This window comes from Candidatus Chryseobacterium colombiense (genome assembly GCA_029203185.1).
In the GTDB taxonomy this organism is placed as follows: Bacteria; Bacteroidota; Bacteroidia; order Flavobacteriales; family Weeksellaceae; genus Chryseobacterium; species Chryseobacterium colombiense.
On the sequence record CP119310.1, the window covers coordinates 2,702,950 to 2,725,947 of the forward strand.

At 35.8% G+C, this 22,998-nt stretch carries 21 protein-coding genes and 1 riboswitch; of the genes, 7 read left to right on the forward strand and 14 right to left on the reverse strand.

Going from position 1 to position 22,998, the window contains the following annotated elements; genetic code table 11:
- The first annotated feature begins 185 nt into the window (after nucleotides 1–185).
- Nucleotides 186–2,456 carry an aconitate hydratase gene (locus tag P0Y62_12050; protein WEK68582.1) on the forward strand — a complete coding sequence of 757 codons (2,271 nt, stop codon included), beginning with the start codon at nucleotides 186–188 and terminating at the stop codon, nucleotides 2,454–2,456.
- 55 nt (nucleotides 2,457–2,511) lie between these two features.
- Here the strand turns inward: P0Y62_12050 and P0Y62_12055 are convergent, their stop codons facing one another.
- Together P0Y62_12055 and P0Y62_12060 are read right to left on the reverse strand one after the other, a co-directional pair.
- Complete coding sequence (locus P0Y62_12055; protein WEK68583.1) at nucleotides 2,512–3,198, reverse strand: LytTR family DNA-binding domain-containing protein; 687 nt, start codon at nucleotides 3,196–3,198, stop codon at nucleotides 2,512–2,514.
- Nucleotides 3,191–4,201: a histidine kinase gene (locus P0Y62_12060; protein WEK68584.1), complete on the reverse strand. Its 1,011-nt coding sequence runs from the start codon at nucleotides 4,199–4,201 to the stop codon at nucleotides 3,191–3,193. The genes P0Y62_12055 and P0Y62_12060 overlap by 8 nt, the downstream gene beginning before the upstream one ends.
- A 159-nt stretch (nucleotides 4,202–4,360) precedes the next feature.
- Between P0Y62_12060 and P0Y62_12065 the strand changes: the two genes are divergently transcribed.
- The 3 genes from P0Y62_12065 (at nucleotide 4,361) to P0Y62_12075 (ending at nucleotide 8,338) form a co-directional block, all read left to right on the forward strand.
- Entirely contained in the window at nucleotides 4,361–5,200 is an 840-nt protein-coding gene (locus P0Y62_12065) for a DUF5694 domain-containing protein (protein WEK68585.1), read from the forward strand.
- Nucleotides 5,201–5,212: 12 nt separating this feature from the next.
- Complete coding sequence (locus P0Y62_12070) at nucleotides 5,213–6,028, forward strand: DUF5694 domain-containing protein (GenBank protein ID WEK68586.1); 816 nt, start codon at nucleotides 5,213–5,215, stop codon at nucleotides 6,026–6,028.
- A 75-nt stretch (nucleotides 6,029–6,103) separates the two neighbouring features.
- Nucleotides 6,104–8,338 (forward strand): outer membrane beta-barrel protein, encoded by a 2,235-nt coding sequence (locus P0Y62_12075; protein ID WEK68587.1) that lies wholly within the window; start codon nucleotides 6,104–6,106, stop codon nucleotides 8,336–8,338.
- 67 nt (nucleotides 8,339–8,405) lie between these two features.
- On the opposite strand, the gene P0Y62_12080 is transcribed toward P0Y62_12075, so the two are convergent.
- From P0Y62_12080 to P0Y62_12135, 12 genes are all read right to left on the reverse strand, one after another.
- A complete protein-coding gene (locus tag P0Y62_12080; protein WEK68588.1) occupies nucleotides 8,406–9,116 on the reverse strand; it encodes a HesA/MoeB/ThiF family protein in 711 nt (236 codons plus the stop codon).
- A gap of 9 nt (nucleotides 9,117–9,125) precedes the next feature.
- Nucleotides 9,126–10,247, reverse strand: coding sequence for a 2-iminoacetate synthase ThiH (gene thiH / locus P0Y62_12085; protein WEK68589.1), 1,122 nt, complete (start codon nucleotides 10,245–10,247; stop codon nucleotides 9,126–9,128).
- A gap of 11 nt (nucleotides 10,248–10,258) precedes the next feature.
- The gene (locus P0Y62_12090; GenBank protein WEK68590.1) at nucleotides 10,259–11,035 is read right to left on the reverse strand and encodes a thiazole synthase; all 777 of its coding nucleotides are present in this window, start codon (nucleotides 11,033–11,035) and stop codon (nucleotides 10,259–10,261) included.
- On the reverse strand, nucleotides 11,032–11,646 hold the full coding sequence (locus P0Y62_12095; protein WEK68591.1) for a thiamine phosphate synthase: 615 nt from the start codon (nucleotides 11,644–11,646) through the stop codon (nucleotides 11,032–11,034). Before P0Y62_12095 ends, P0Y62_12090 begins: the two co-directional genes overlap by 4 nt.
- 3 nt (nucleotides 11,647–11,649) lie before the next feature.
- Entirely contained in the window at nucleotides 11,650–12,396 is a 747-nt protein-coding gene (locus P0Y62_12100; protein ID WEK68592.1) for a hydroxymethylpyrimidine/phosphomethylpyrimidine kinase, read from the reverse strand.
- Nucleotides 12,372–12,956, reverse strand: coding sequence for a thiamine phosphate synthase (locus tag P0Y62_12105; GenBank protein ID WEK68593.1), 585 nt, complete (start codon nucleotides 12,954–12,956; stop codon nucleotides 12,372–12,374). The genes P0Y62_12100 and P0Y62_12105 overlap by 25 nt, the downstream gene beginning before the upstream one ends.
- Nucleotides 12,953–14,764, reverse strand: a complete 1,812-nt coding sequence (gene thiC / locus P0Y62_12110) for a phosphomethylpyrimidine synthase ThiC (protein ID WEK68594.1) — start codon at nucleotides 14,762–14,764, stop codon at nucleotides 12,953–12,955. The genes P0Y62_12105 and thiC overlap by 4 nt, the downstream gene beginning before the upstream one ends.
- Before the next feature lie 22 nt (nucleotides 14,765–14,786).
- On the reverse strand, nucleotides 14,787–14,993 hold the full coding sequence (gene thiS, locus P0Y62_12115; GenBank protein ID WEK68595.1) for a sulfur carrier protein ThiS: 207 nt from the start codon (nucleotides 14,991–14,993) through the stop codon (nucleotides 14,787–14,789).
- Between the two features lie 58 nt (nucleotides 14,994–15,051).
- Nucleotides 15,052–15,152: riboswitch (TPP riboswitch) on the reverse strand.
- 159 nt (nucleotides 15,153–15,311) lie between these two features.
- Nucleotides 15,312–15,992 (reverse strand): RNA pseudouridine synthase, encoded by a 681-nt coding sequence (locus P0Y62_12120; protein WEK68596.1) that lies wholly within the window; start codon nucleotides 15,990–15,992, stop codon nucleotides 15,312–15,314.
- 3 nt (nucleotides 15,993–15,995) lie between these two features.
- Nucleotides 15,996–16,322 carry a hypothetical protein gene (locus P0Y62_12125; GenBank protein WEK68597.1) on the reverse strand — a complete coding sequence of 109 codons (327 nt, stop codon included), beginning with the start codon at nucleotides 16,320–16,322 and terminating at the stop codon, nucleotides 15,996–15,998.
- Nucleotides 16,323–16,325: 3 nt separating this feature from the next.
- Entirely contained in the window at nucleotides 16,326–17,141 is an 816-nt protein-coding gene (gene panB, locus P0Y62_12130) for a 3-methyl-2-oxobutanoate hydroxymethyltransferase (GenBank protein WEK68598.1), read from the reverse strand.
- Between the two features lie 64 nt (nucleotides 17,142–17,205).
- Nucleotides 17,206–17,919, reverse strand: a complete 714-nt coding sequence (locus P0Y62_12135; protein ID WEK68599.1) for a Crp/Fnr family transcriptional regulator — start codon at nucleotides 17,917–17,919, stop codon at nucleotides 17,206–17,208.
- Between the two features lie 90 nt (nucleotides 17,920–18,009).
- Here P0Y62_12135 and P0Y62_12140 point away from each other — a divergent pair, with 90 nt between their 5' ends.
- The 3 genes from P0Y62_12140 to ccoN all read left to right on the forward strand — a co-directional run bounded on the left by P0Y62_12140 (nucleotide 18,010) and on the right by ccoN (nucleotide 22,985).
- Nucleotides 18,010–20,388 carry a heavy metal translocating P-type ATPase metal-binding domain-containing protein gene (locus tag P0Y62_12140; GenBank protein ID WEK71804.1) on the forward strand — a complete coding sequence of 793 codons (2,379 nt, stop codon included), beginning with the start codon at nucleotides 18,010–18,012 and terminating at the stop codon, nucleotides 20,386–20,388.
- 110 nt (nucleotides 20,389–20,498) lie between these two features.
- Complete coding sequence (ccoS, locus tag P0Y62_12145) at nucleotides 20,499–20,693, forward strand: cbb3-type cytochrome oxidase assembly protein CcoS (protein ID WEK68600.1); 195 nt, start codon at nucleotides 20,499–20,501, stop codon at nucleotides 20,691–20,693.
- 30 nt (nucleotides 20,694–20,723) lie between these two features.
- On the forward strand, nucleotides 20,724–22,985 hold the full coding sequence (gene ccoN / locus P0Y62_12150; protein WEK68601.1) for a cytochrome-c oxidase, cbb3-type subunit I: 2,262 nt from the start codon (nucleotides 20,724–20,726) through the stop codon (nucleotides 22,983–22,985).
- Nucleotides 22,986–22,998: the final 13 nt, after the last annotated feature.

The window sequence follows — 22,998 nt, forward strand, 5'->3', positions numbered from 1 at the left end:
TAACCTACATCAATGTCAAAAAAATCATTTTTTCCTTAACTTCATAGTCATAAAATATTTTAATCATTTATCTTATGTATCCTTTACACAGAGCGTAGGAATAGATTTTGATGTAATGCATTAGATAAATTTTCCGTTTACCTACACGGAGAAACCTATTAAAATTAAACTAAATTAAATTAGATATGACTTTTGATATTGATATGATCAAAAAAGTGTACGAGCGTTACCCTGAGAGAATTGCTGCTGCAAGACAGATTGTGGGAAAACCTCTTACCCTTTCAGAAAAAATCCTTTACACTCACCTTTGGGAAGGAAATGCAACACAAGAATATGAAAGAGGAAACTCTTATGTAGACTTCGCACCGGACAGGGTTGCTATGCAGGATGCCACTGCACAAATGGCACTTTTACAATTCATGCAGGCCGGAAAAACTAAAGTTGCTGTTCCTTCAACCGCTCACGCCGATCACCTGATTCAGGCGAAGGTAGGAGCTGATAAAGATCTACAGGAAGGAATCAACAAAAACTCAGAGGTTTTCAACTTCTTAAGTTCTGTTTGTGATAAATACGGAATCGGTTTCTGGAAACCAGGAGCTGGGATTATCCACCAGGTTGTTCTAGAAAATTATGCATTCCCAGGAGGTATGATGATCGGTACAGACTCTCACACAGTAAATGCAGGTGGTTTAGGAATGGTAGCTATTGGTGTTGGTGGAGCTGATGCCGTGGATGTAATGGCTGGAATGGCTTGGGAGCTTAAAATGCCAAAATTGATCGGTGTAAAATTAACCGGTAAAATGAACGGATGGACTTCTGCAAAAGACGTTATCCTAAAAGTAGCAGGAATTCTTACTGTAAAAGGAGGAACAGGATGCATCGTAGAATACTTCGGAGAGGGGGCTCAATCTCTTTCAGCAACGGGTAAAGGAACTATCTGTAACATGGGTGCTGAAATCGGGGCTACAACTTCTACTTTTGGGTATGATGATTCCATGAGAAGATATTTAGCGGCAACCGGAAGACAAGATGTAGTAGACGCGGCAGATAAAATCGCTGAACACTTAACAGGTGATGCAGAAGTATATGCAAATCCTGAACAATATTTTGATCAATTAATTGAAATCAACCTTTCTGAGCTGACTCCTCACCTTAACGGACCTTTCACCCCAGATTTGGCAACTCCAGTTTCTGAATTCAGAGCTAAAGCCGAAGCCAACGGATGGCCATTGGAAGTAGAATGGGCATTGATCGGTTCTTGTACCAACTCTTCTTATGAAGATTTATCAAGAGCAGCTTCTATTGTTGAAGATGCGGTAGCTAAAGGGGTGAAGCCAAAAGCTATCTTAGGGATCAATCCAGGTTCTGAGCAGGTAAAATTCACAGCAGAAAGAGACGGATTCCTGAATTCTTTCAGAAAATTTGAAAATGCAAGAATCTTTACCAACGCTTGTGGGCCTTGTATCGGACAATGGGACAGAGAAGGTGCTGAAAAAGGAGAGAAAAACTCTATTATTCACTCATTCAACAGAAACTTTGCGAAAAGAGCAGACGGTAATCCTAATACGCATGCTTTCGTAGCTTCACCGGAAATGGTAGCTGCTGTTGCGATTTCAGGAAGATTAGACTTCAACCCGATTACAGATACTTTAACCAACGAAGCTGGAGAGCAGATCAAATTAGATGAGCCTAAAGGTTTCGAATTACCGGAAAAAGGATTTGCTGTGGATGACAACGGTTATCAGGCTCCATCTGAAGACGGATCAAGCGTTGTGGTAAATGTAAGTCCAACTTCAGACAGATTGCAATTGCTAGAAGAATTCCCGGCTTGGGATGGCAAAAATATTACCGGAGCTAAAGTTTTGATCAAAGCTTTCGGAAAATGTACAACTGACCATATTTCTATGGCTGGACCTTGGTTGAAATACAGAGGTCACCTTGATAACATTTCAAACAACATGTTGATCGGAGCTGTCAATGCTTACAACATGGAAACCAATAAAGTTAAAAATGAATTAACCGGAGAGTACGGAGAAGTTCCTGCTGTACAGAGAGCTTACAAAGCTGCAGGAGTTCCAACAATCGTTGTTGGAGACCAAAACTATGGGGAAGGTTCTTCAAGAGAGCACGCTGCCATGGAACCAAGACACCTTGGTGTAAAAGCAGTATTGGTAAAATCATTTGCGAGAATCCATGAAACGAACCTTAAAAAACAGGGAATGTTGGGAATTACTTTCGCTAATGAAGCTGATTACGATAAAATCCTGGAAGATGACACGGTAAACTTCTTAGATCTTGATCAGTTCGCTCCTGGGAAACAACTGACTTTGGAATTTGTTCATAAAGACGGATCGAAAGACATCATCATGGCAAACCATACGTACAATGATCAGCAGATCGACTGGTTTAAAGCTGGATCAGCTTTGAATCTGATCAAACAACAAGAGAAAAATTAATTGTTAGATTTTAATTAATCATAGAAAAAAGCAACTTCATTTTGAAGTTGCTTTTTTATTTTATCTTGGTCAACAGATTCATTCTGAAACTTTCTCCTATCGGAATTTCCTGTTCAGAAATCAGAGTTACTTTTTTGCTTCCTAAATTTTTAATCTGATTTAAATTAATAATAAAAGATTTATGAATTCTCACAAAAGAATTTTCGGGGAGCTGCTGTTCCATCGACTTTAAAGTATCTAAGACAATATATTCCTGTTCCGAAGTTCTGATATTGACATAATCCTTGATGCTTTCCACATACAGTATATTCTCAAAACTGATTCTGTGCTGCTGCCCGGATGATTTTACAAAGAAATGGGCATCTTCCTTATTTTCATTGATCACAAAACGTTCCTGGGCTTTTAAAGCACTTTTATAAAACCGTTCAAAAGAAATCGGTTTTAAAAGATAGTCTACAATATTATGTTCATAACCTTCCAAAGCATATTCGGAATAGGCAGTGGTCAAAACATACTTCAGTTTATCACCTAAAATTTTCATGAAATTGATCCCTGTAAGTTCCGGCATCTGAATATCCAAAAAAACCAGATCAGATTCATTATTCTGAATAAATTCTAATGCTTCGATCGGATTTTCGGTGGAGAATACCAATTCAAGAAAAGGAACTTCCCGGATATAACTTTCCAACAGCGAAATCGCCAACGGTTCGTCATCTACCACAATACATCTAATTTTATTCATTTCGTAAATCAATCTTTAAATCTACAACAAATTCTGTTTCCGAATCTTTTATGCTCAGCTCATGTTTTTTAGGATAAAGAATTTCCAGCCTCTTTTTTACATTCTCAATTCCAATTCCTGAAACGGAATCTTTCATTCTTTCTTTTTTAGAATTTAAAAGATAAAAATGCAACATTTGATTGTCGTCTGAAACTTTCATATCAAAACCTCTATTCCTGAAATCGCCATGTTTAAAAGCATTTTCAACAAACGGAACCAAAATCATTGGTGAGATATTCAATTTAGGATGATTGATATTTTTTTCAAATACTAATAATTCAGGATTTTTAATTCTTAGTTTTTCCAAAGCCGTTAAACTATCAATATAGCCGATTTCTTTATCTAAACTAATGAAATCTTCTTCAAGATCTTTTGTACTGTATCTTAACAATTGGCTTAATTCTTCAAGTGCAGGCAAAGCCTTATCCGATTTTTGATACACCAGAGAATAGATATTATTTAAAGAATTAAAGATAAAATGCGGATTGATCTGTGTTTTTAAAGCCTGTAATTCTGCATTTTTTTTAGCTTCCATCAATTGTGTCTTTTCTTCTTCCGCAAGAATTGAATATTTGAAAAACCAAAAAGTAGTACTGATAAAAATAGTGGTGCTGCTGTAAAAAATATTATCAAAGAAATAAAAGGTAAAACTTATATTTTCTGCATAATTCCTGATCCCGAAAAATTGAGGTAAAAACCATTCTTCCACAAAATATCTTACGACAACAAAAGAGGCTACACTGAGGAAAAATGCAAAAAAAGATTTATAAATTTTATCTGCATCAAAAAATCTAGGAACTACAATACAATAATTGACATAAAAACAGATAATACTTGTAATAAAAAAAGTAATATTAAAAATCGTACTATTGGAATGAAAGACAAAATACGGAATGAGGACCGCTCCGGATACATAAATGGTCCAAAAGAAAATATGCAGATAAAGTAATTTATTAATTTTCATACAACAAAAATAGATTTTATAATAAGTTCAAAACTTATTTTTCGACAAACGATTCATTTTATCCGATAAAAATTGTTTTATCCTGATTCATTCTGTGTTGGTCGAAACAATATTTCAGATCACTCACAGAGCTTATAAATTTGTCAAAAAATCAATCTCATGAAAACATTATTATATACCGTTTTAGTTTGTTTATCAGCATTCATTTCAGCACAGAAAAAACCATCAGAATATTTCCCAAATCCCAAAACGAAAGTTCTAGTAGTGGGATCATTTCATTTTGACTATCCAAATCTTGATGCTCATAAAACAGAAAAAGGAAATCAGGTAGATGTTCTGTCACCCAAAACATCAAAAGAAGTAACGGAACTTATCAATTATATTAAAAAATTCAAGCCTACAAAAATTGCAATAGAAGCATGGCCAAACTGGAATGCGAATCAAAAATTAAAAGAATACAAAGAAGATAAACACACAAATCAAAGAGATGAACGCTACCAGCTTGCCATGCGAATTGCAAAAGAGCTTAATTTAAATGAACTGTACAGTATTGATGCGAGTTCTGTTTTGGATGATTTACAGGAAAAATTCGGAAAGACAGATTCATTATATTTTAAAAATCTGAGTGCAGATTACGATTTTTTGAGTAATGACGCCATTTCAAAACAATATAATGATTTCTTCAAAAATTCGGAACCTAAAAACTTCAAATCATTGTTGGAGCTTTTTAAATATATGAACAGTAAGGAATATCACAAGTATGAATATGGTGCTTATCTGACAGGAGATTTTAAGTTGAGAGAGCATGACGGCGCAGATATGCTGGCTTTGTACTGGTACAACAGAAACCTGAGAATGTTTAGAAATATTCAGAATATCCCGCATAACTCTGAAGACAGAATCTTGGTAATTGCCGGAAATGGTCATGCTTCTGTATTAAGACAATTATTTACCTCGTCACCTGAATTTGATTACACCGAATTTGATTCACTAAAATAATCTAAAATTACCATGAAAAACCTGATCACAACTATTACAATTTTCGCTTTTTCCATTTTGTTAAATGCACAGAAATTTGAATTTAAAGATAAATTCGACGATGCTGTTCCAGTCTTAAATGTAGCCACTTTTCATATGGGAGAAACTTCTGATGCAAACAGTACAGAATTTGATGAACATAATCTTAAAAATCAGAATGAGGTAAGGAAAATTGCTCAAATGCTGGCTAAATTTAAGCCTACCATTATCATCATAGAAGATCTTCCGAAGAACGACAGCATAAGAAACATTGATTATCTTAATTATATAAAAAATCCGGAGACAAAATTTAAAAACCCGGATGAAAGAGAGCTTTTGGCTTATGAAGTCGGAAGATTAAGCGGTGCAAAAAAGATTTATGGAATAGATTATAAAGAAAACTATAATTATGGAATTGGAAATTCGGTTTCGCAAAAAGTAGATAAAAAAACAACCGGAGATTACTGGAAATTAATTGATGAAAATGAGAAAATAAATCCAGAAACAGGAGTCCCTTTTCAACAATTATTTACACTGAATAATCAGCCCAAATATCTGGAAAGCTTAATCAATATTAATGCAGATATTCTTACGTATATTTCATCAAAAGGGAAATCTGAAGGAGCTGATGAAGCCGCAAAGTTTTATCATAGAAATCTGGTCATGTTTTCTAATTTAAATCAGATTCAGGTGGATAAAAACGACAGAATATTTATTTTGATGGGCGGAACCCATACTGCATTTTTTATGGATTTTCTTAAAAGAAGCCCAAAATATAAACTTGATGATATTTTTCATTATTTAAAATAGCTTCCTGAATTTTTTATTCTACAGTTTGTAACAAAAAATATTTTTCTACGTCTAACCTTATAGTAGAAAAACATTATGAAAAAAACAATTATTGCTTTATCTTTTTTGGGAGCCGTGTTCACATATGCCCAGGAAAAAACTAATAGCCAGGTAAAAGAAAAGCAAATTGAAGCGGTAACGATTACCAAAACTAAAAAAGCCGTTGAACAGAAAGCAGACCGTACGATTTTTGATTTCTCGGAGCAGCCTCAGCTTAATAACGGAAACGTTTTAGAAGGCATTAAAAAACTTCCGGGACTGGTTTCTACAGACATCGCCGGAATGATGTATCAGGGGAAAATCCTGGATGTCTATTTAAACGGAAGACCTTTAAATATTACCTCAAACGAACTGAATTCTTTTCTTGAAGGAATGCCTGCAAACTCAGTTGATAGAATTGAGGTAATCACACAACCCGGTGCGGAATTCCCAGCAACTTCCGGAGGAGCCATCATGAATATTATTACGAATAAAAATGCTAATAAATATTTAACAGCAACGTATTCAGGAAATTATTCTTTTACGAATTATGATAAATTCAGAAGCAGAACGAGCAATTCTATGAATTTGAATGCCCGAAATAAATTATTTGGATGGCAATTGAATTTTGGCCAGAATTACCGTGAAAGTATGCTGAATACGAATCAGGATAATTTATTGTTGAGCAATACAGACAGAGTCGGTCGTGGATATTTTGCAAAATCAGGCTTAACTTTTGATCTTGGACAGGACAGATTATTATTGAACTACGATATTTATCACAATAATAATGATAATTATACTTTGAGTAGTGGAGAAGGAATTGAAACCATTAAAATCCCTAATACAAATCCACAACAATATCAATATAGAGATTTCATATTTGATGCGTCTGATGCTGCTCATACTAATAATATAAGACAGGAAGCAGTGGCTACTTATCAAAAACGTTTTGCAGACAAAGCTCAAAAATTAGATTTTCAGTTTGGATATACAAAATCTGATAGTAAATTTGATCAGGATAATATTTCCAGAACAGGAAAATATACAGATAACAATCAAGCGATTTCAATTGTCGGAGGGAATGTTCTAAATAACAAATCTGACATGAGAATTGCTAATTTCAAAGTCGACTATTCTCAACCTATCAAAATTTTAGATGGCGGAAAAGTAAGTTTGGGAGGTTTGTATGAAAATCAGGATTTTGATACGGAAAGTAAGGGTTTAACCAATTTGGAATACAAAAGACAAACAACTTCAACCTATCTTGAATTTCAGGCTAAGCTTAAAAAGTTTGATTTCATCGTAGGAACACGGGCTGAAAATTATGATATTTCGGGTGTCACAAGAGTTCTTGACAGTACAAATGCGGTTGTTCAGAAAGATTTAATTCCTTTTAATAAATTTAAATTATTCCCGAATGCGAGTGTTCAGTACAATTTGATGAATCAGGTTTATATTGCCGCGAATTATAATAAGAAGATCAGTTTACCGAGTATTTCTGCTCTGAACCCGAATAACACAACATTCCAGGGCCCAAACACCCAGATTACAGGTAATCCGAATCTACAGCCTACAATTTTTGATAATTATGAATTGAAAATTTCAGCATTTGATTATGCTTTCATTGGATACAGTGTAAGTTCCGCGAAAAATCAGGTCGCACAGATTATAAGAAAAGATGGAAAAAATCTTTACAATGAGCAGGTGAATATTTCGGATATGAAAATTCATAATTTTAATGTAGGACTACCAATTCCTTTTATGATTTTCAGCAAGCCGTTGAGCGAGATTATGAAGTTTAATTTTAATCCTGATAAAATTAATTTCATGTATTTGTACGCAGGCTATCAAAAACATGATATTGATAATTTAAACAACAAAGGATTTTGGATTTTCAATGCGATGGCTCAGGTAATTTTACCGAAAGATATTAAGTTAACAGCGAATTGGAGTTACTTGACCCCAAAAGCAGGATATTTCTACTTTACTGCAGAAAAACCGTTCAATAATAATGTTGATATTACTTTAACAAAAAAATTTATGGATAATCGTCTGACGGTTTCTGTTTTTGCAAATGATATTTTCAACGGACAGGTGATGCAGGTACGCTCGAATCCTCCTGGAGGAGGTGAAAGTGTTATTTTGAGAAATAAATACGATACCAGAAACTTTGGATTGTCAATCAATTATAAAATTCCTACAAAAAATAAACTGGCAAAAGAAGATAGCAATATTTTAAATCAAACCAAAAAAGAAGAAAATGGTGGAGTGATGCAGCAGGGACAATAATCAAAACATAATAAACAACGAGTCAGCCAATATTTGCTGACTCGTTTCTTTTAAAACAATATAATTATTAAAAATTAACCGTCTGAAATCTCCATTCCAGCGTATCGATTAGTGTGAACTGATTTAATTGTAAAGGTAAATCTGTTATGAGTTTCAAGGTCAGATTAGCCATCATACTTCCTACAATTCCCGGTAATGCACCGAGAACTCCCAAGCTATCGCAATCTGGAAGATCTTCATTAAAAGGCGGCTCCGGAAAAATATCTCTTAAATTTTTGCTTCCGTTACAATTGAAAATCGCAACCTGTCCTGAAAAACCAAGAATACTTCCATAAATTAAGGGCTTATTAAGTTTCACACAGACATCATTAACTAAATATCTCGTTTTGAAATTATCAGAACCATCTACGATTATATCAAATTGGGAAATCATTTCTTCTGCATTCGATTCATCTATTTTCTGTTCAATAGAAATGAATTGTACCTGTTGATTAAGTTTTTTTACAAATTCTTCTGCGCTTTTAACTTTAGAAATGCCGACAGAGTTTTCATTATGAATGATCTGTCTGTTCAAATTATGAAGTTCGACCTCATCAAAATCCACAACGCCTAATGTTCCAACTCCGGCTGCTGCCAAATACTGAATGACGGGACTTCCCAAACCTCCGGCTCCAATCACCAGCACTTTAGCATTCATGATTTTTCGCTGCCCCTCCAAACCGATTTCTTCTATAAAAATCTGTCGGCTGTATCTTTCCAGCCTATCTTCATTTTTCATAAGTAATCTTTATAATACTCCCGAATAAACCGCGTCCCAATCTTTCATAATCGGGTCATAACCCGCTTTTTTAATAATATTTTTGATTTCCTCCATGCTTCTTTCGTCGCTGGTTTCAAACTGTTCCAAGGATTCTTTATCTACCGCATATCCTCCCGGATTGGTTTTAGAAGCCGCACTCATCGCTGTTGCTCCTAATGATATAATATGATCCCTGAATTTTTCATTTTCTCTTGTAGAAATGGAGATTTCCAAATCTTCATTCCAGATTCTGTAAGCGCAGATGAGTTGCAACAAATCTCTGTCTGACATGATAAAATTAGGCTCAATAATTCCTTCGGCCGGTCGAAGCCTTGGAAACGAAACCGAATATCTGCTCTTCCAGTATTGTTTTTGAAGATAGTCGATATGAAGCGCGTTGAAAAAACTATCCACTCTCCAGTCTTCCAGACCTAATAAAACGCCTAATCCCATTTTATGAATTCCGGCTTTGCCAATTCTGTCGGGAGTTTCCAGACGGAAATTGAAATTTGATTTTTTGCCTTTCGGATGGTATTCTTTATACACTTCCTGATGGTAGGTTTCCTGATAGACTAAAACGGCATTCACACCCGCATCATGCAACTGTTTATATTCTTGCTCCGATAAAGGCTGAACTTCAATTGAAATGTTGGCAAAATGAGGTTTTAATAATTTCACGGCATTCAAGAAATAGTCAATTCCAACTGTTTTATTTGCTTCTCCGCTTACCAACAAGACATGATTCACCCCCATTGATTTTAAAACTGTTGCTTCGATCATTAATTCTATATCAGTAAGTGTTTTTCTCTTAATGGAATTATCTAGGCTGAAGCCACAATAGGTACAGATATTCTGACATTCATTACTCAGATACAACGGAGCATAGAGCTGAATGGTTTTTCCGAATCGCTTTTGGGTAAGTTGCTGTGTTATTTTCGCCATCAATTCCAGCTTCTGAGCGGCGACAGGAGAAATTAGATTCAGAAAATCTTCGATTGTTTTACTACTTTTTTGAAGGCTTCTTTCCACATCGGCTAAAGTCACTTTTTCAAGTTTTGCTTTTACCTCATCCCATTGATAATGCTCAAAAAAATCTTTAAAACTTTTCATAAAAATTAATTTTAATCCAACAAAAAAGAAGTCAGAGGACTTGATGCTTCCGCATGTTGTGCAATTGCTCCCAAACCTGCTTCAAAAGCTCTTCTTCCGGCAATAACTCCTTCTTTAAAAGCTAATCCCATATTGACAGGATTTCCGACAACAGCTATTGCTGTATTTACCAACACTGCATCTGCTCCCATTTCCATTGCTTTCGCCGCATCAGAAGGAGCTCCGATTCCCGCATCTACCACAACAGGAACATTACTCTGACTGATGATAATTTCTAAAAAGTCTAAGGTTTTCAGCCCTTTATTGGTTCCAATTGGCGCTCCTAAAGGCATTACCACCGCGGTTCCAGCATCTTCAAGACGCTTACACAAAACCGGATCAGCATGAATATATGGCATTACGATAAATCCTAATTTCGCCAATTCTTCTGTAGCATATAAAGTTTCTATCGGATCGGGCAATAAATATTTCGGATCGGGATGAATTTCCAGTTTCACCCAGTTGGTTTCCAGAGCTTCTCTTGCCAGTTGTGCTGCCAAAACCGCTTCTTTAGCTGTTCTTGCTCCTGATGTATTAGGCAAAAGATGAGCTTTTGTTGGCTTTAACGCATTCAGTAAATCATCTTCCGAAGACTGAGAGTCGATCCGTTTTAAAGCCATGGTTACCATCTCACTTCCTGAAGCAATAATGGAATCGGTCATTTCAGAAAGGTTTCCAAATTTTCCGGTTCCTAAAAACAATCTTGATTCAAAAGTTCTGTCTGCTATAATTAAAGGTTGATTTTTCATTCCAATGCTGTTTTAAATTGATTAATAATAGAAGGTTGGCTGGTTATTTGTCCTGAAACTGCAACTCCGTAAATTCCGATTTTCTGCAATAATTCGATATCATTTAAAATCACTCCGCCAATCGCAAATATTTTCGGGATCACTAAAGATCTTTCTTTTAAGTTCTCAATAATCTTTTGATAACCTTCAAATCCTAAAATAGGACTTAGCTGTTCTTTAGTGGAAGTAAATCGTAAAGGTCCTAGACCGATGTAATCACACGGTTCATACATTCGCAGGAGAACATCCGAAATTGTATTGGCTGTACCTCCAATAATTTTATTTTCGCCTAAAATATTTCGGGCGGTTTCAATTGAGGTGTCTTTTAATCCTAAATGAACACCATCGGCATCAACATTTTTTGCAATCTGAACGTGGTCATTTATAATACAAACCGTCTGATTGTCTGAACATATTTTTTTTGAAATTTCACAAAGTTTAATGAATTCATTCTCTAGAGCATTTTTCCAGCGAACCTGGATCCATTTTATTCCATGGTCAAGAGCCTTTCTAATATTAAGCTCCTGATCTTCTATGGTGAACCCTTGAGAGATGTATTGTAATTTTTCCATTTTTTAATTTGAATGAAATCCTAATAAAGTCGGATTGCTTGTTAAAAATTTTTCAATGTATTGTTTTCCCTTTCTACAGGCCGTTTCTAAGCCTTCTCCTTTTGCTAAATAACTTGCAATTGCTGAAGAAAGCACGCAACCTGAACCATGTTTTGGGTAAAAAACAGAAGTTGTATCATTCGGTTCAATGGATATTTCTTTTTCTTTTTGAATTAAAATATCTGTTCCCAATTTATCTTTTCTGTGCCCTCCTTTAATTAAAACTGAACGTCGGTTTTCGAGATTTTCAAAAAGATGATTTTCCTCTAAAACTTTGTATTCATTATAATTGGGAGTAATTAAATCAATTCTGTTTAAAACATTTTTTAAATCTAAAATTGTGTTTAAATCAAAAAAAGAAAACTCAGAAGTGCTTTTCAAGACAGGATCCCAAACAATCTTTGCAGCAGCATTAACAGATTTGATCTTTTCTACAATCTGAGTTATACATTCGGCATCCTTAACCACTCCAATTTTCACAGCTTTAACATCATATTTTTTCATTAGGATATCAATGGTGGATAAAATTTTATCTAAAGGCTGCCATTCCAAACTTAAACACTGAGATTCCGTTTGAACTGTCATAGCTGTACAAACTCCAAATCCCTGCACTTGTATTTGTTCAAAGGTTTTTATATCTGCCAATAAACCGGCTCCGCCACTTGGATCGTAGCCGGCTATACTCATTACGAAAGGACGTTCTGTCTGCATTTTCTGAAAATCCGTATAGGTTCTTTATTTTCCCATATTACTCCTAATAAAGCAACGCCATTAGTATTCTCCCCGAAAACTTCATGAATATTGCTTTCATTAATTCCTCCCAAAGCAACCAGTTTCACTTTTGAATTCTTCCGTCTTTTAATATCATTTAAAATCGTTGAATTTTCTCCATATCCTTTTTTAGAAATACTCGGAAAAACAGGACTGACAAATGAATATTCCCATTCATTACCCAGTTCATTAAAAGTTTCCATATCATGAACAGATGTTGAAATGATTTTATCTTCAAAAGGCTGAGACAATCTATTTTGTCTGTCAATTTCTCTGAAATGAAATCTTGAAATCTTAAAATCTTTCGCTAAGTCATAATGACTGTGCAAAACCAGTTGAGCATGAAATTCAGGATTTATCTCTTCTATAAAACCCTTCATTTCTTCTTCATCGATAAAAGGCTTTCTGATATGAAGCAAATCCAATCCTTCCTGAAACAATTCATTGATAATTTCAGTTTCGTTCTGAACATGTTCTTCGGGGGTGATTACAACGATCATATATAAATTTCCTTCCCTTTTTCAATGAATTCCTGTGATTTATCAAGCATTCCTTTTTCTGCAGATTCACGGATTTCCTGAGTGATTTTCATGGAACAGAATTTAGGTCCGCACATTGAGCAGAAGTGTGCAATTTTTGCTCCGTCTGCAGGAAGTGTTTCATCATGATAAGATCTTGCCGTATCCGGATCCAGTGAAAGGTTGAACTGGTCTTCCCAGCGGAATTCAAATCTGGCTTTGCTCAAAGCATTATCTCTGTATTGTGCTCCCGGATGACCTTTCGCCAAATCTGCAGCATGAGCAGCAAGTTTATAGGTAATCACTCCAACTTTCACATCTTCTTTATTTGGGAGTCCTAAATGTTCTTTCGGCGTTACATAGCACAACATCGCACAGCCAAACCAGCCAATCATTGCCGCTCCAATTCCCGAAGTGATATGATCATAACCCGGTGCAATATCAGTAGTTAATGGACCTAAAGTGTAAAATGGTGCTTCATGACATTCTTCCAGCTGTTTGTCCATATTTTCTTTGATCATATGCATCGGAACGTGACCGGGACCTTCGATCATTACCTGAACGTTATGTTTCCATGCAATTTTTGTAAGCTCACCTAACGTTTCCAGTTCTGCAAACTGTGCCTCATCATTGGCATCAGCAATTGATCCCGGACGAAGACCGTCTCCTAAAGAGAAAGCAACATCATATTTTTTCATGATTTCACAGATTTCTTCGAAGTGGGTGTACAAAAAGTTTTCTTTATGATGATACAGGCACCATTTTGCCATGATAGATCCTCCCCTGGAAACAATTCCTGTCACACGTTTTGCCGTAAGATGAATATATCTCAGTAAAACCCCTGCATGAATCGTGAAATAAGAAACTCCCTGCTCGGCCTGTTCAATTAAAGTATCTTTAAAAATTTCCCAGGTTAAATCTTCCGCAACTCCTTTTACTTTTTCCAATGCCTGGTAAATAGGAACTGTACCAATCGGAACCGGGCTGTTTCTGATGATCCATTCTCTGGTTTCATGAATATTTTTTCCGGTTGATAAATCCATAATGGTATCTGCTCCCCATCGACAAGCCCAAACTGCTTTTTCAACTTCTTCCTCGATACTTGATGAAACGGCGCTGTTCCCGATATTGGCATTTATTTTAACTAAGAAATTTCTTCCAATAATCATCGGTTCACTTTCCGGGTGATTGATATTGTTTGGAATAATTGCTCTTCCAGCCGCAATTTCGTCTCTTACAAATTCAGGAGTAATTTTATTTTTGGGAGTTTTTGCTCCAAAACTATTTCCCGGATGCTGAAAGGCCATTTCTTTTGAAACAGAGTCCAGCTGTTCGATTCTTTGGTTTTCTCTGATGGCAATATATTCCATTTCGGGAGTGATTATTCCCTGCTTTGCGTAATATAATTGGGTAACTTCCTGACCTTCTTTCGCTACTTTCGGTTTATGGTTGTAAGAAAAACGCAATCCATCCAATTTTGAATCGGCAAGACGGGCTTTCCCATATTCTGACGTAATTCCATCCAGAATTTCTACATCATTTCTGTCCAAAATCCATTTTTCTCTTATTCTTGGGAGGCCTTTTTCAATATCAATTTCAGAATTTTCGTCTGTATAAGCTCCCGATGTATCGTAAACTGTAACGGATGGATTGTGTTCTAAAGTTCCGTTGGACAATTTTGTCGGGCTTAGTTCTATTTCACGCATTGCTACATTAATCGGGTGAATTTTCCCTTCAACATAGATTTTTTTTGAGTTCGGAAACGGCGAACGTGTAATGTTATGAGCCATATAATGATTGTTTTTATAAAGATTAACCGCCTTGAGTAGCAGTGATAATTAAAATTGAATCTTTGTTGCTGAGAAATGTTTCCGCCCAGAATGACTGCGGAATAATGCGATTGTTGAGTGCTACAGCGATCCCTTTTCGTTTTTGGGGTATCTCCATAGCAAGTAATGCTTCCAATGTTTCGGGAAGTACATCAAAAGTTCTGAGTGTGTGATTGATTGTGAGCTCCATTCCTAAATTTTTTAAATATACTTTAGGAATGCCCGCCATTGTACAATAGAATGTACAGCAAAGTCATCTCACTTTTCCCTACGCTAGTATGATCTAGAAATCAGGTTCAAAGGGTAAAATCTCAGCCTGTTTTGTCAACAGACACCCCTAAAGTTGAGACGAAGGTAGACATTTTTTTGAAATGTGCAAAATTTTGTTTTTTGAAAATAAAAAGAGCGATGTTATCCACCGCTCTTTAATTCAAATATATTTTTCTGTTTTCTTAATAATCCTTATAGAGTGTTCAATTCCATCTTTCATTGCCAACACTACTAATCCTTATTCTATTTCACAAGCTCTCCAAATGGCATCATTTTGTGGAACAGGACCAATAATTTCTATTTTTTCTTTAGTAACAGGATGGATAAATTCCAGTTTTCTGGCATGAAGATTAATTCCTCCGTCCGGATTTGAACGAGGTGAACCGTATTTTAAATCCCCTTTAATTGGCACTCCAATCTTGGACAACTGAGCACGGATCTGATGATGTCTTCCTGTCTCAAGGTCAATTTCAAGCAAAAGATAATTATCTAAAGTTTTAATAACGTTATACGTAAGAATCGCTTCTTTAGCTCCATCAGTAGCCTTTGGAAAAACAATAGCCTTATTATTTTTTTCGTTCTTTTTTAAATAGTGAATCAGTCTTTGAGATTGTGGAATCATTTCTTTTGCAACAACTGCCCAATAGGTCTTCTTTACTTCACGATTTTTGACCATTTGAGTCAGCCGGGATAAAGCTTTGGAAGTTTTAGCATAAATCACTAAACCAGAGGTAGGCCTATCAATACGATGCACTAAACCGAGGAAGACATTCCCCGGTTTGTTATCTCTTTTTTTTATAAAGTCTTTGATTAATTCTAATAATGATTGATCGCCGGTTTTATCACCCTGAACAAGCTGTCCTACTTTTTTGTTAATAATCAGAAGATGGTTGTCTTCATATACAATCTGCTCTTCCATACTTTACTGACGATAGTTGGATCTGTTGGAAAAGGAAATAATAACTCCTATCAAAAGGCCAATGGTTTTCATTCCTGTAAAATTTGAATCATAGGGTAAAAAAGCCCCGACAATACAAAGTCCGGCAGCAGCATACATAGGATAAACAAATTTCTTATTGATCAGTAATGGCACCTGTAAAATAAAACTTACACCAACAACAATATAGAATATTCTTTTGGAAAGGAGTGCATTTACTTCAGGAGAAAATAAATTAAACCATCCTACAGCCAGACAAACGACTGCTAAAATAGAAATGGCCCCTTGAATAGTTTGAAGATTTTGATTCATGAATTAATAACTTTCATTTTCATTAGGGAAATCCTGGCCTTTAACATCTTTCACATATTGAGCAACGGCTCCGGTGATTTCTGTATACAGATCCAGATATCTTCTTAAAAATTTAGGACTGAAACCTTTGTTCATTCCAACCATATCGTGATACACTAAAACCTGTCCGTCACAGTGAGGACCTGCTCCGATTCCGATGGTCGGGATAGAAATTGCTTCTGTAACTTTTTTAGCAAGGTCTGCCGGAATTTTTTCTAACACAACAGAGAAACATCCAAGCTCTTCCAAAAGCTGAGCGTCTGCAATCAACTTTTCAGCTTCTGCTTCCTCTTTAGCTCTTACTTTATAGGTTCCAAATTTATAGATAGACTGTGGTGTTAATCCCAAATGCCCCATCACAGGAATTCCTGCATTGATAATTTTCTTAATTGATTTTGAGATTTCCTTACCTCCTTCAATTTTCACAGCATGGGCTCCTCCTTCTTTCATCATCCTAACTGCAGATTCCAATGCTTTTTCAGGATTGCTCTGATAAGTTCCGAAAGGTAAATCTGCAACAACCAAAGCTCTGTCGGTTCCTCTTACTACACTTTGAGAGTGATAAATCATCTGGTCTAAAGTAATAGGCAGCGTTGTTTCAAAACCTGCCATCACATTCGCTGCAGAATCTCCTATCAAAACAGCATCTATTCCTCCTGCATCCACCATTTTCGCAGTAGTAAAATCGTACGCCGTCAGCATTGTTATTTTTTCCTTGTCGAATTTCATTTTACGCAAGGTTTCAGTGGTAACTTTTTTAATCTCAGAATGAACAGACATAATGTATCTATTTTTTAAAAGTTAAAAAGTCGGCCTTGAGCCGACTTAAAGTTTTGTATGATTTTTATAAAACTACGTGACCTAGTTTCATTAATTTGTCGTGGTTAAGAATCTTGATGTTTCGCCCGTCTACTTCGATAAGACTATCTTGTTTAAACTCGGAAATCAAGCGGATAGCACTTTCTGTTGCTGTTCCTATAATATTTGCAATTTCTTCTCTTGTTAAAGAAATTTTGATGAATCCTTCCGGATCTACGCCTAATTTTTGCTCAAGAAGCAATAAAATTTCAGCTAATCTTTCTCGTACTGTTTTTTGGGCCAAGAAAGTAATGGTATTGGAAGACTCTCCTAATTCGTAAGAAATTTTCTGAAGCATCACAAATGAAAGCTGAGGATCTACTTCTAGAAGGTGCATGAAAACATCTGAAGGAAGAAAAGTACATTCAACATCTGTCATAGCTTCGGCTTTTGCCTGAAAATTCTCACCACAAAGCAAAGCACGATACCCGATGATATCGCCTTCTTTTATAAATCTTAAAATCTGATCTTTTCCAAAAGCTCCTGACTTAGATAGTTTAGCAGCACCTTTTTCCAAAACATAAACTCCTTTTGGGATTTCTCCGTCTTCGAAAATGATGTCGTGCTTTTGAAAACTCATTTTTTTCTTTGCGCTAATGTATTTCTCAAAATCTGCATTAGAAAGTCTTTCTTTGAATGATTTATCATTAAAAACTCTGGCAAATCTTTCTTCAATAGCGAGCTGTTGTTCCTGCGGCATCTTAATATGACATTTATCACAAAAATAGAACTTTTTAACTCGATAAACAAAAAAAATTGTTATAATTTTGTGCTTCAATAATTTATGAAGGTGAGCGAGAACTGTTTTCATTGTGGTCAAGGGATAGAAAAGGAACAAATTCTGTTTGACGAAAAAGTCTTTTGTTGCAACGGCTGTAAATCTGTTTATGAAATTCTGAATATCAATAATTTAAGTAATTTCTATGAACTGAATAAGAGAGCCGGAATTCGTCCAAGTGATGAAAACTCAACCCAGTTTGATTATCTAGATACTCCTGAAATCTTTGACAAGATCACTGATTTCTCAGAAGGAGGAACGAGTCTGGTTACGTTCAAAATCCCTGTAATCCACTGTTCATCTTGCATTTGGCTGCTGGAAAGCCTTCATACTTTAAATAAAAATATCAAGTATTCACAAGTTAATTTCACAAGAAAGACCTTACAGATCTCTTTCAACCATAATGATTTAAAATTAAGCGAACTAGCTAATTTTTTAACGAATCTGGGATACAAACCAGTTATCAGTCTTGAAACTGCTGACAAAAACGTTGACCACCTTGACAAATCTCTTCTGGTAAAGTTTGCGATTGCTGCTTTTGCTTTCGGTAACGGAATGTTTTTGGCTTTTCCTGAATATGTAGGAGGGGAAGATTATTGGATGGATCATTACAAAGGTCTTTTTAGAACGCTGATGTGTCTCTTAGCAATCCCTGTTGTATTCTATTCAGCTTCTGATTATTACAAATCCGCATGGTACGGTTTAAAAAATAAAATCGTCAATATTGATGTTCCTATCGTTTTGGGAATTATTGTTCTTTTCGGAAGAAGTGTTTATGAGATCGTAACCGATTACGGTCCCGGATATTTTGACACCTTGTGCGGACTTTTATTCTTCATGCTTTTAGGGAAAATCTTCCAGAAAAGAACTTACAATGCTCTTTCCTACGACAGAGATTACAAATCGTTTTATCCGATCGCTGTAACCAAGGTTAATTTTGAAGGAAAACAAGACAATATTTTACTTTCAGAGATAAAAATCGGTGACAGAATTTTGGTTAGAAACCAGGAAATCATACCGGTTGATGCTATTCTCATCAATGGCGAAGGAAATATCGACAACAGCTTTATCACAGGAGAAAGTGCTACGATCAGCAAGCAACCCGGAGATAAAATTTTTGCCGGAGGAAAACAAATCGGTTCTTCTCTGGAATTAGAAGTCATAAAAGATGTAGACCAAAGTTACCTGACTCAGCTCTGGAATAAGGAAGCTTTCAAAAAACACGAAACAGGGCTTGACACACTGACGAACAATATCAGTAAATATTTCACATTCATCATTTTAGGCATTGCACTTATTTCAGGAATTTACTGGGCGACTGTGGATTTAGAAAAGATGTTCCAGGTCATTTCCGCCATTCTGATTATCGCCTGTCCATGTGCGCTTGCGTTATCTGCCCCTTTTACTTTTGGTCACATTATGAGGATTTTAGGCCGAAATAAATTTTATGTAAAAGACACTTTAACGATAGAAAAGATTGCCAAGCTGAACACTATCGTTTTTGATAAAACAGGAACCATTACGCACAGAAAAAAATCAAATATCAAATACGAAGGTTCTGAGATTAAAGATTTTGATTTACAAAACATTAAAACCTTATTAAAAAACTCCAACCACCCGCTCTCAAAGTCTCTCTATGAGTTCATTGAAATTAATGACGGCTATTTCCCTGTTGAAAATTTTATGGAAATTTCCGGGAAAGGATATGAGGCAAGCGTAAGAGAAAACCTTTACAAAATAGGTTCAGCCAGATATAACAATCAGGAATCTAAAAACCTAGAAACCGCTGTTTATATCAGCAAAAATAATGAATTCTTAGGTAAATTTATCTTTAAAAACGAATACCGACCAGGACTCAGCAATCTGTTTAAAAAACTTACCGATTATAAAATTTTCATTTTGAGTGGTGATAATTCTTCTGAAGAGAACCAGCTTAAAGAACTGATTCCCAATTACCAAGGAATGGCATTCAACCAAAACCCTGAAGACAAACTGAATTACATCAAAACCTTACAGGATAAAAACTTAAAGGTAGCGATGTTGGGAGATGGACTGAATGATGCCGGAGCTTTAAAACAAAGCAATGTAGGAATTGCCATTTCAGATGACACCAACAGCTTTACTCCATCTTCCGACGTAATCATGAATGGTGAAAAAGTGGTAACCTTGGACAAATACCTGAGCGTATGCAAAGGCTCGATCACCATTGTGAAAATGACATTTATAATCAGTTTTCTTTACAATGTCATTGGTTTAAGTTACGCAGTTACAGGACATATGCACCCGCTTTTCGCCGCATTGATTATGCCTGCAAGTTCTATCACCGTGGTCTCGTTCACCACACTTTCAACTTGGATTCTTGGAAGAAAATACTTCAAAAAACAGCCGTAAAAGAGGCTTATTTAGACTGATTTTAAATTAACCAAAACCTGTATTTCGTGATGAATGTCATTATTTTTCACTAAATTTGAACCCCGAAAATAGGTTAATTTTGTTGTCAAATGGATATTCTATATTTAATGATCCTATGCAGTGTTTCTTTAGCTGCGATTTTCTTGGTCGTATTTATAGTGTATGCCAAAAAAGGACAGTTTGAAGATGACGAATCTCCTGCTGTCAGAATTCTTTTTGATGATGAAGTCAAAGAGGAGGAAATTGGCAACGAAGAAACAGACAAAAAAGAAATAGGAAAATAATAAAATTGAAGAAAAAAGTGAATAGTTGATATGGAGACACAAAAGTTTAGTTATGACAATAGCATTGTCCGTGCATTCCTCTACGCTACCCTAGTTTTTGGGCTTATTGGATTCACGTTCGGGCTTACGGCAGCATTAATGCTTTTCTACCCTGAACTTCCCGAATTTTTATTCGGAACTGATGATACAACGATTAAAAGTTTGGCATCAGGAAATATTCAAGGGTTAATAAACACTCATGGTGCGTTCGGATTTGGTAGAATCAGAATGTTGCACACCAATACAGTAATCTGGGCATTCGTATGTAATATCGTTTATACAGGTATTTATTACTCGTTACAAAGATTATTAAAAACAAGAATGTACAGCGATACATTATCTTGGTTACATTTCTGGACTTGGCAGTTGATGATTGTTGCTACGTTCATTACTTTCTTTATGGGGATCAATACCTCTAAAGAGTATGCGGAACACGAATGGCCAATCGATATATTAATTGCGTTCTCTTGGATTATTTTCGGAGCAAACATGTTCTTAACTATTGCAAAAAGAAGAGTAAGACACTTGTATGTAGCGATTTGGTTCTACATCGGAACTTGGATTGCAGTAGCGATGCTTCACATCTTCAATAACCTAGAAGTTCCTTTATCTTTCGCAGGATGGAAATCATATTCAGCATATGCAGGGGTAAAAGATGCTATCGTACAATGGTGGTATGGTCACAATGCAGTAGCATTCGTATTAACAACTCCGGTTTTAGGTTTGATGTATTATTTCTTACCAAAAGCTGCAGATAGACCTGTTTTCTCTTATAAATTGTCTATTATTCACTTCTGGTCATTAATTTTCGTATATATCTGGGCTGGTCCTCACCACCTTCAGTATACTGCACTTCCTGCTTGGGCTCAGGCAGTGGGAACAGGTTTCTCAATTATGCTAATTGCCCCATCTTGGGGAGGAATGCTGAATGGTCTTCTTACCTTAAGAGGAGCTTGGGATAAAGTAAGAGAAAATCCTATCCTTAAGTTCTTTGTTGTAGCTGTTACTTGTTATGGTATGGCAACATTCGAAGGTCCGCTTTTGGCAACTAAAAATATTAATAAAATTGGTCACTTCACAGACTGGGTAATTGGTCACGTACATTTGGGAGCTCTTGGATGGAATGGTTTCATGGCATTCGGGGTTATCTACTACTTGGTACCAATCATGTGGAGAACAAAAATTTGGTCTGTAAAATTAGCTAACTGGCATTTCTGGTTAGGGACTTTAGGAATTATTTTCTATGCAGTACCAATGTATATTTCAGGATTTACACAAGGGTTAATGTGGAAACAATTCAACCCGGACGGAACTTTATTGTGGAAAAACTGGTTGGATACCGTAACTGCAATTATTCCTTATTTTAAAATGAGATTCATAGGAGGAGCATTCTATATTTCAGGAGCTATCCTAATGATTGTAAACGTTATTGCTACCGTTAGAAAAGGATCATTCCAGAAAGAAGTTCCTGCAGAAGCACCAGCTTTAGCAAACATCAGCAAAAACAGAAAAGAAGGGGAAGGAACTCACCTTTGGTTAGAAAGAACACCGGTATTATTAGGTATTTTATCTTTCATCACTATTTCAATCGGTAGTTCGGTAGAAATTATTCCTACGCTGTCTCTTAAGAAAAGTGTACCTACAATTTCAGCAGTGAAACCGTATTCTCCGCTAGAATTGGAAGGTAGAGATATATATATCAGAGAAGGTTGTAATGCTTGTCACTCTCAGATGGTAAGACCATTCAGAGATGAGATCGTAAGATTTAACGGTAAAAACGGACAGTACTCAAAAGCCGGAGAGTTTGTATATGACAGACCTTTCCTTTGGGGATCAAAAAGAACAGGACCGGATTTACATAGAGAAGGAGGTAAAAACCCAAGTTCTTGGCACTACAAGCACATGTACAACCCAAGATCTACCTCTGCAGGTTCTATCATGCCTCGTTACCCTTGGTTAATTGCTACAGATTTGGACAGATCTAAAATGGTAGCTAAAATGCAGCTTATGAAAGGAACATTTGATGTACCATATACTAAAGCGCAAATTGATTCTGCTAATTCATGGGCAGATAACCAAGCTAAGAAAATTGTAAAAGATATCTTCTCTGAAGCGAATGACCTGAAACAGGAATATGCGAAGAGACCTGATGTAAAACTGGAGAAAAAAGAGGTTGTAGCTCTTATTTCTTATCTGCAAAGATTAGGTACAGATATTAAGACAACTGAAATTAAAACAGCAAGTAATAACTAAAACGTTAAAAAGT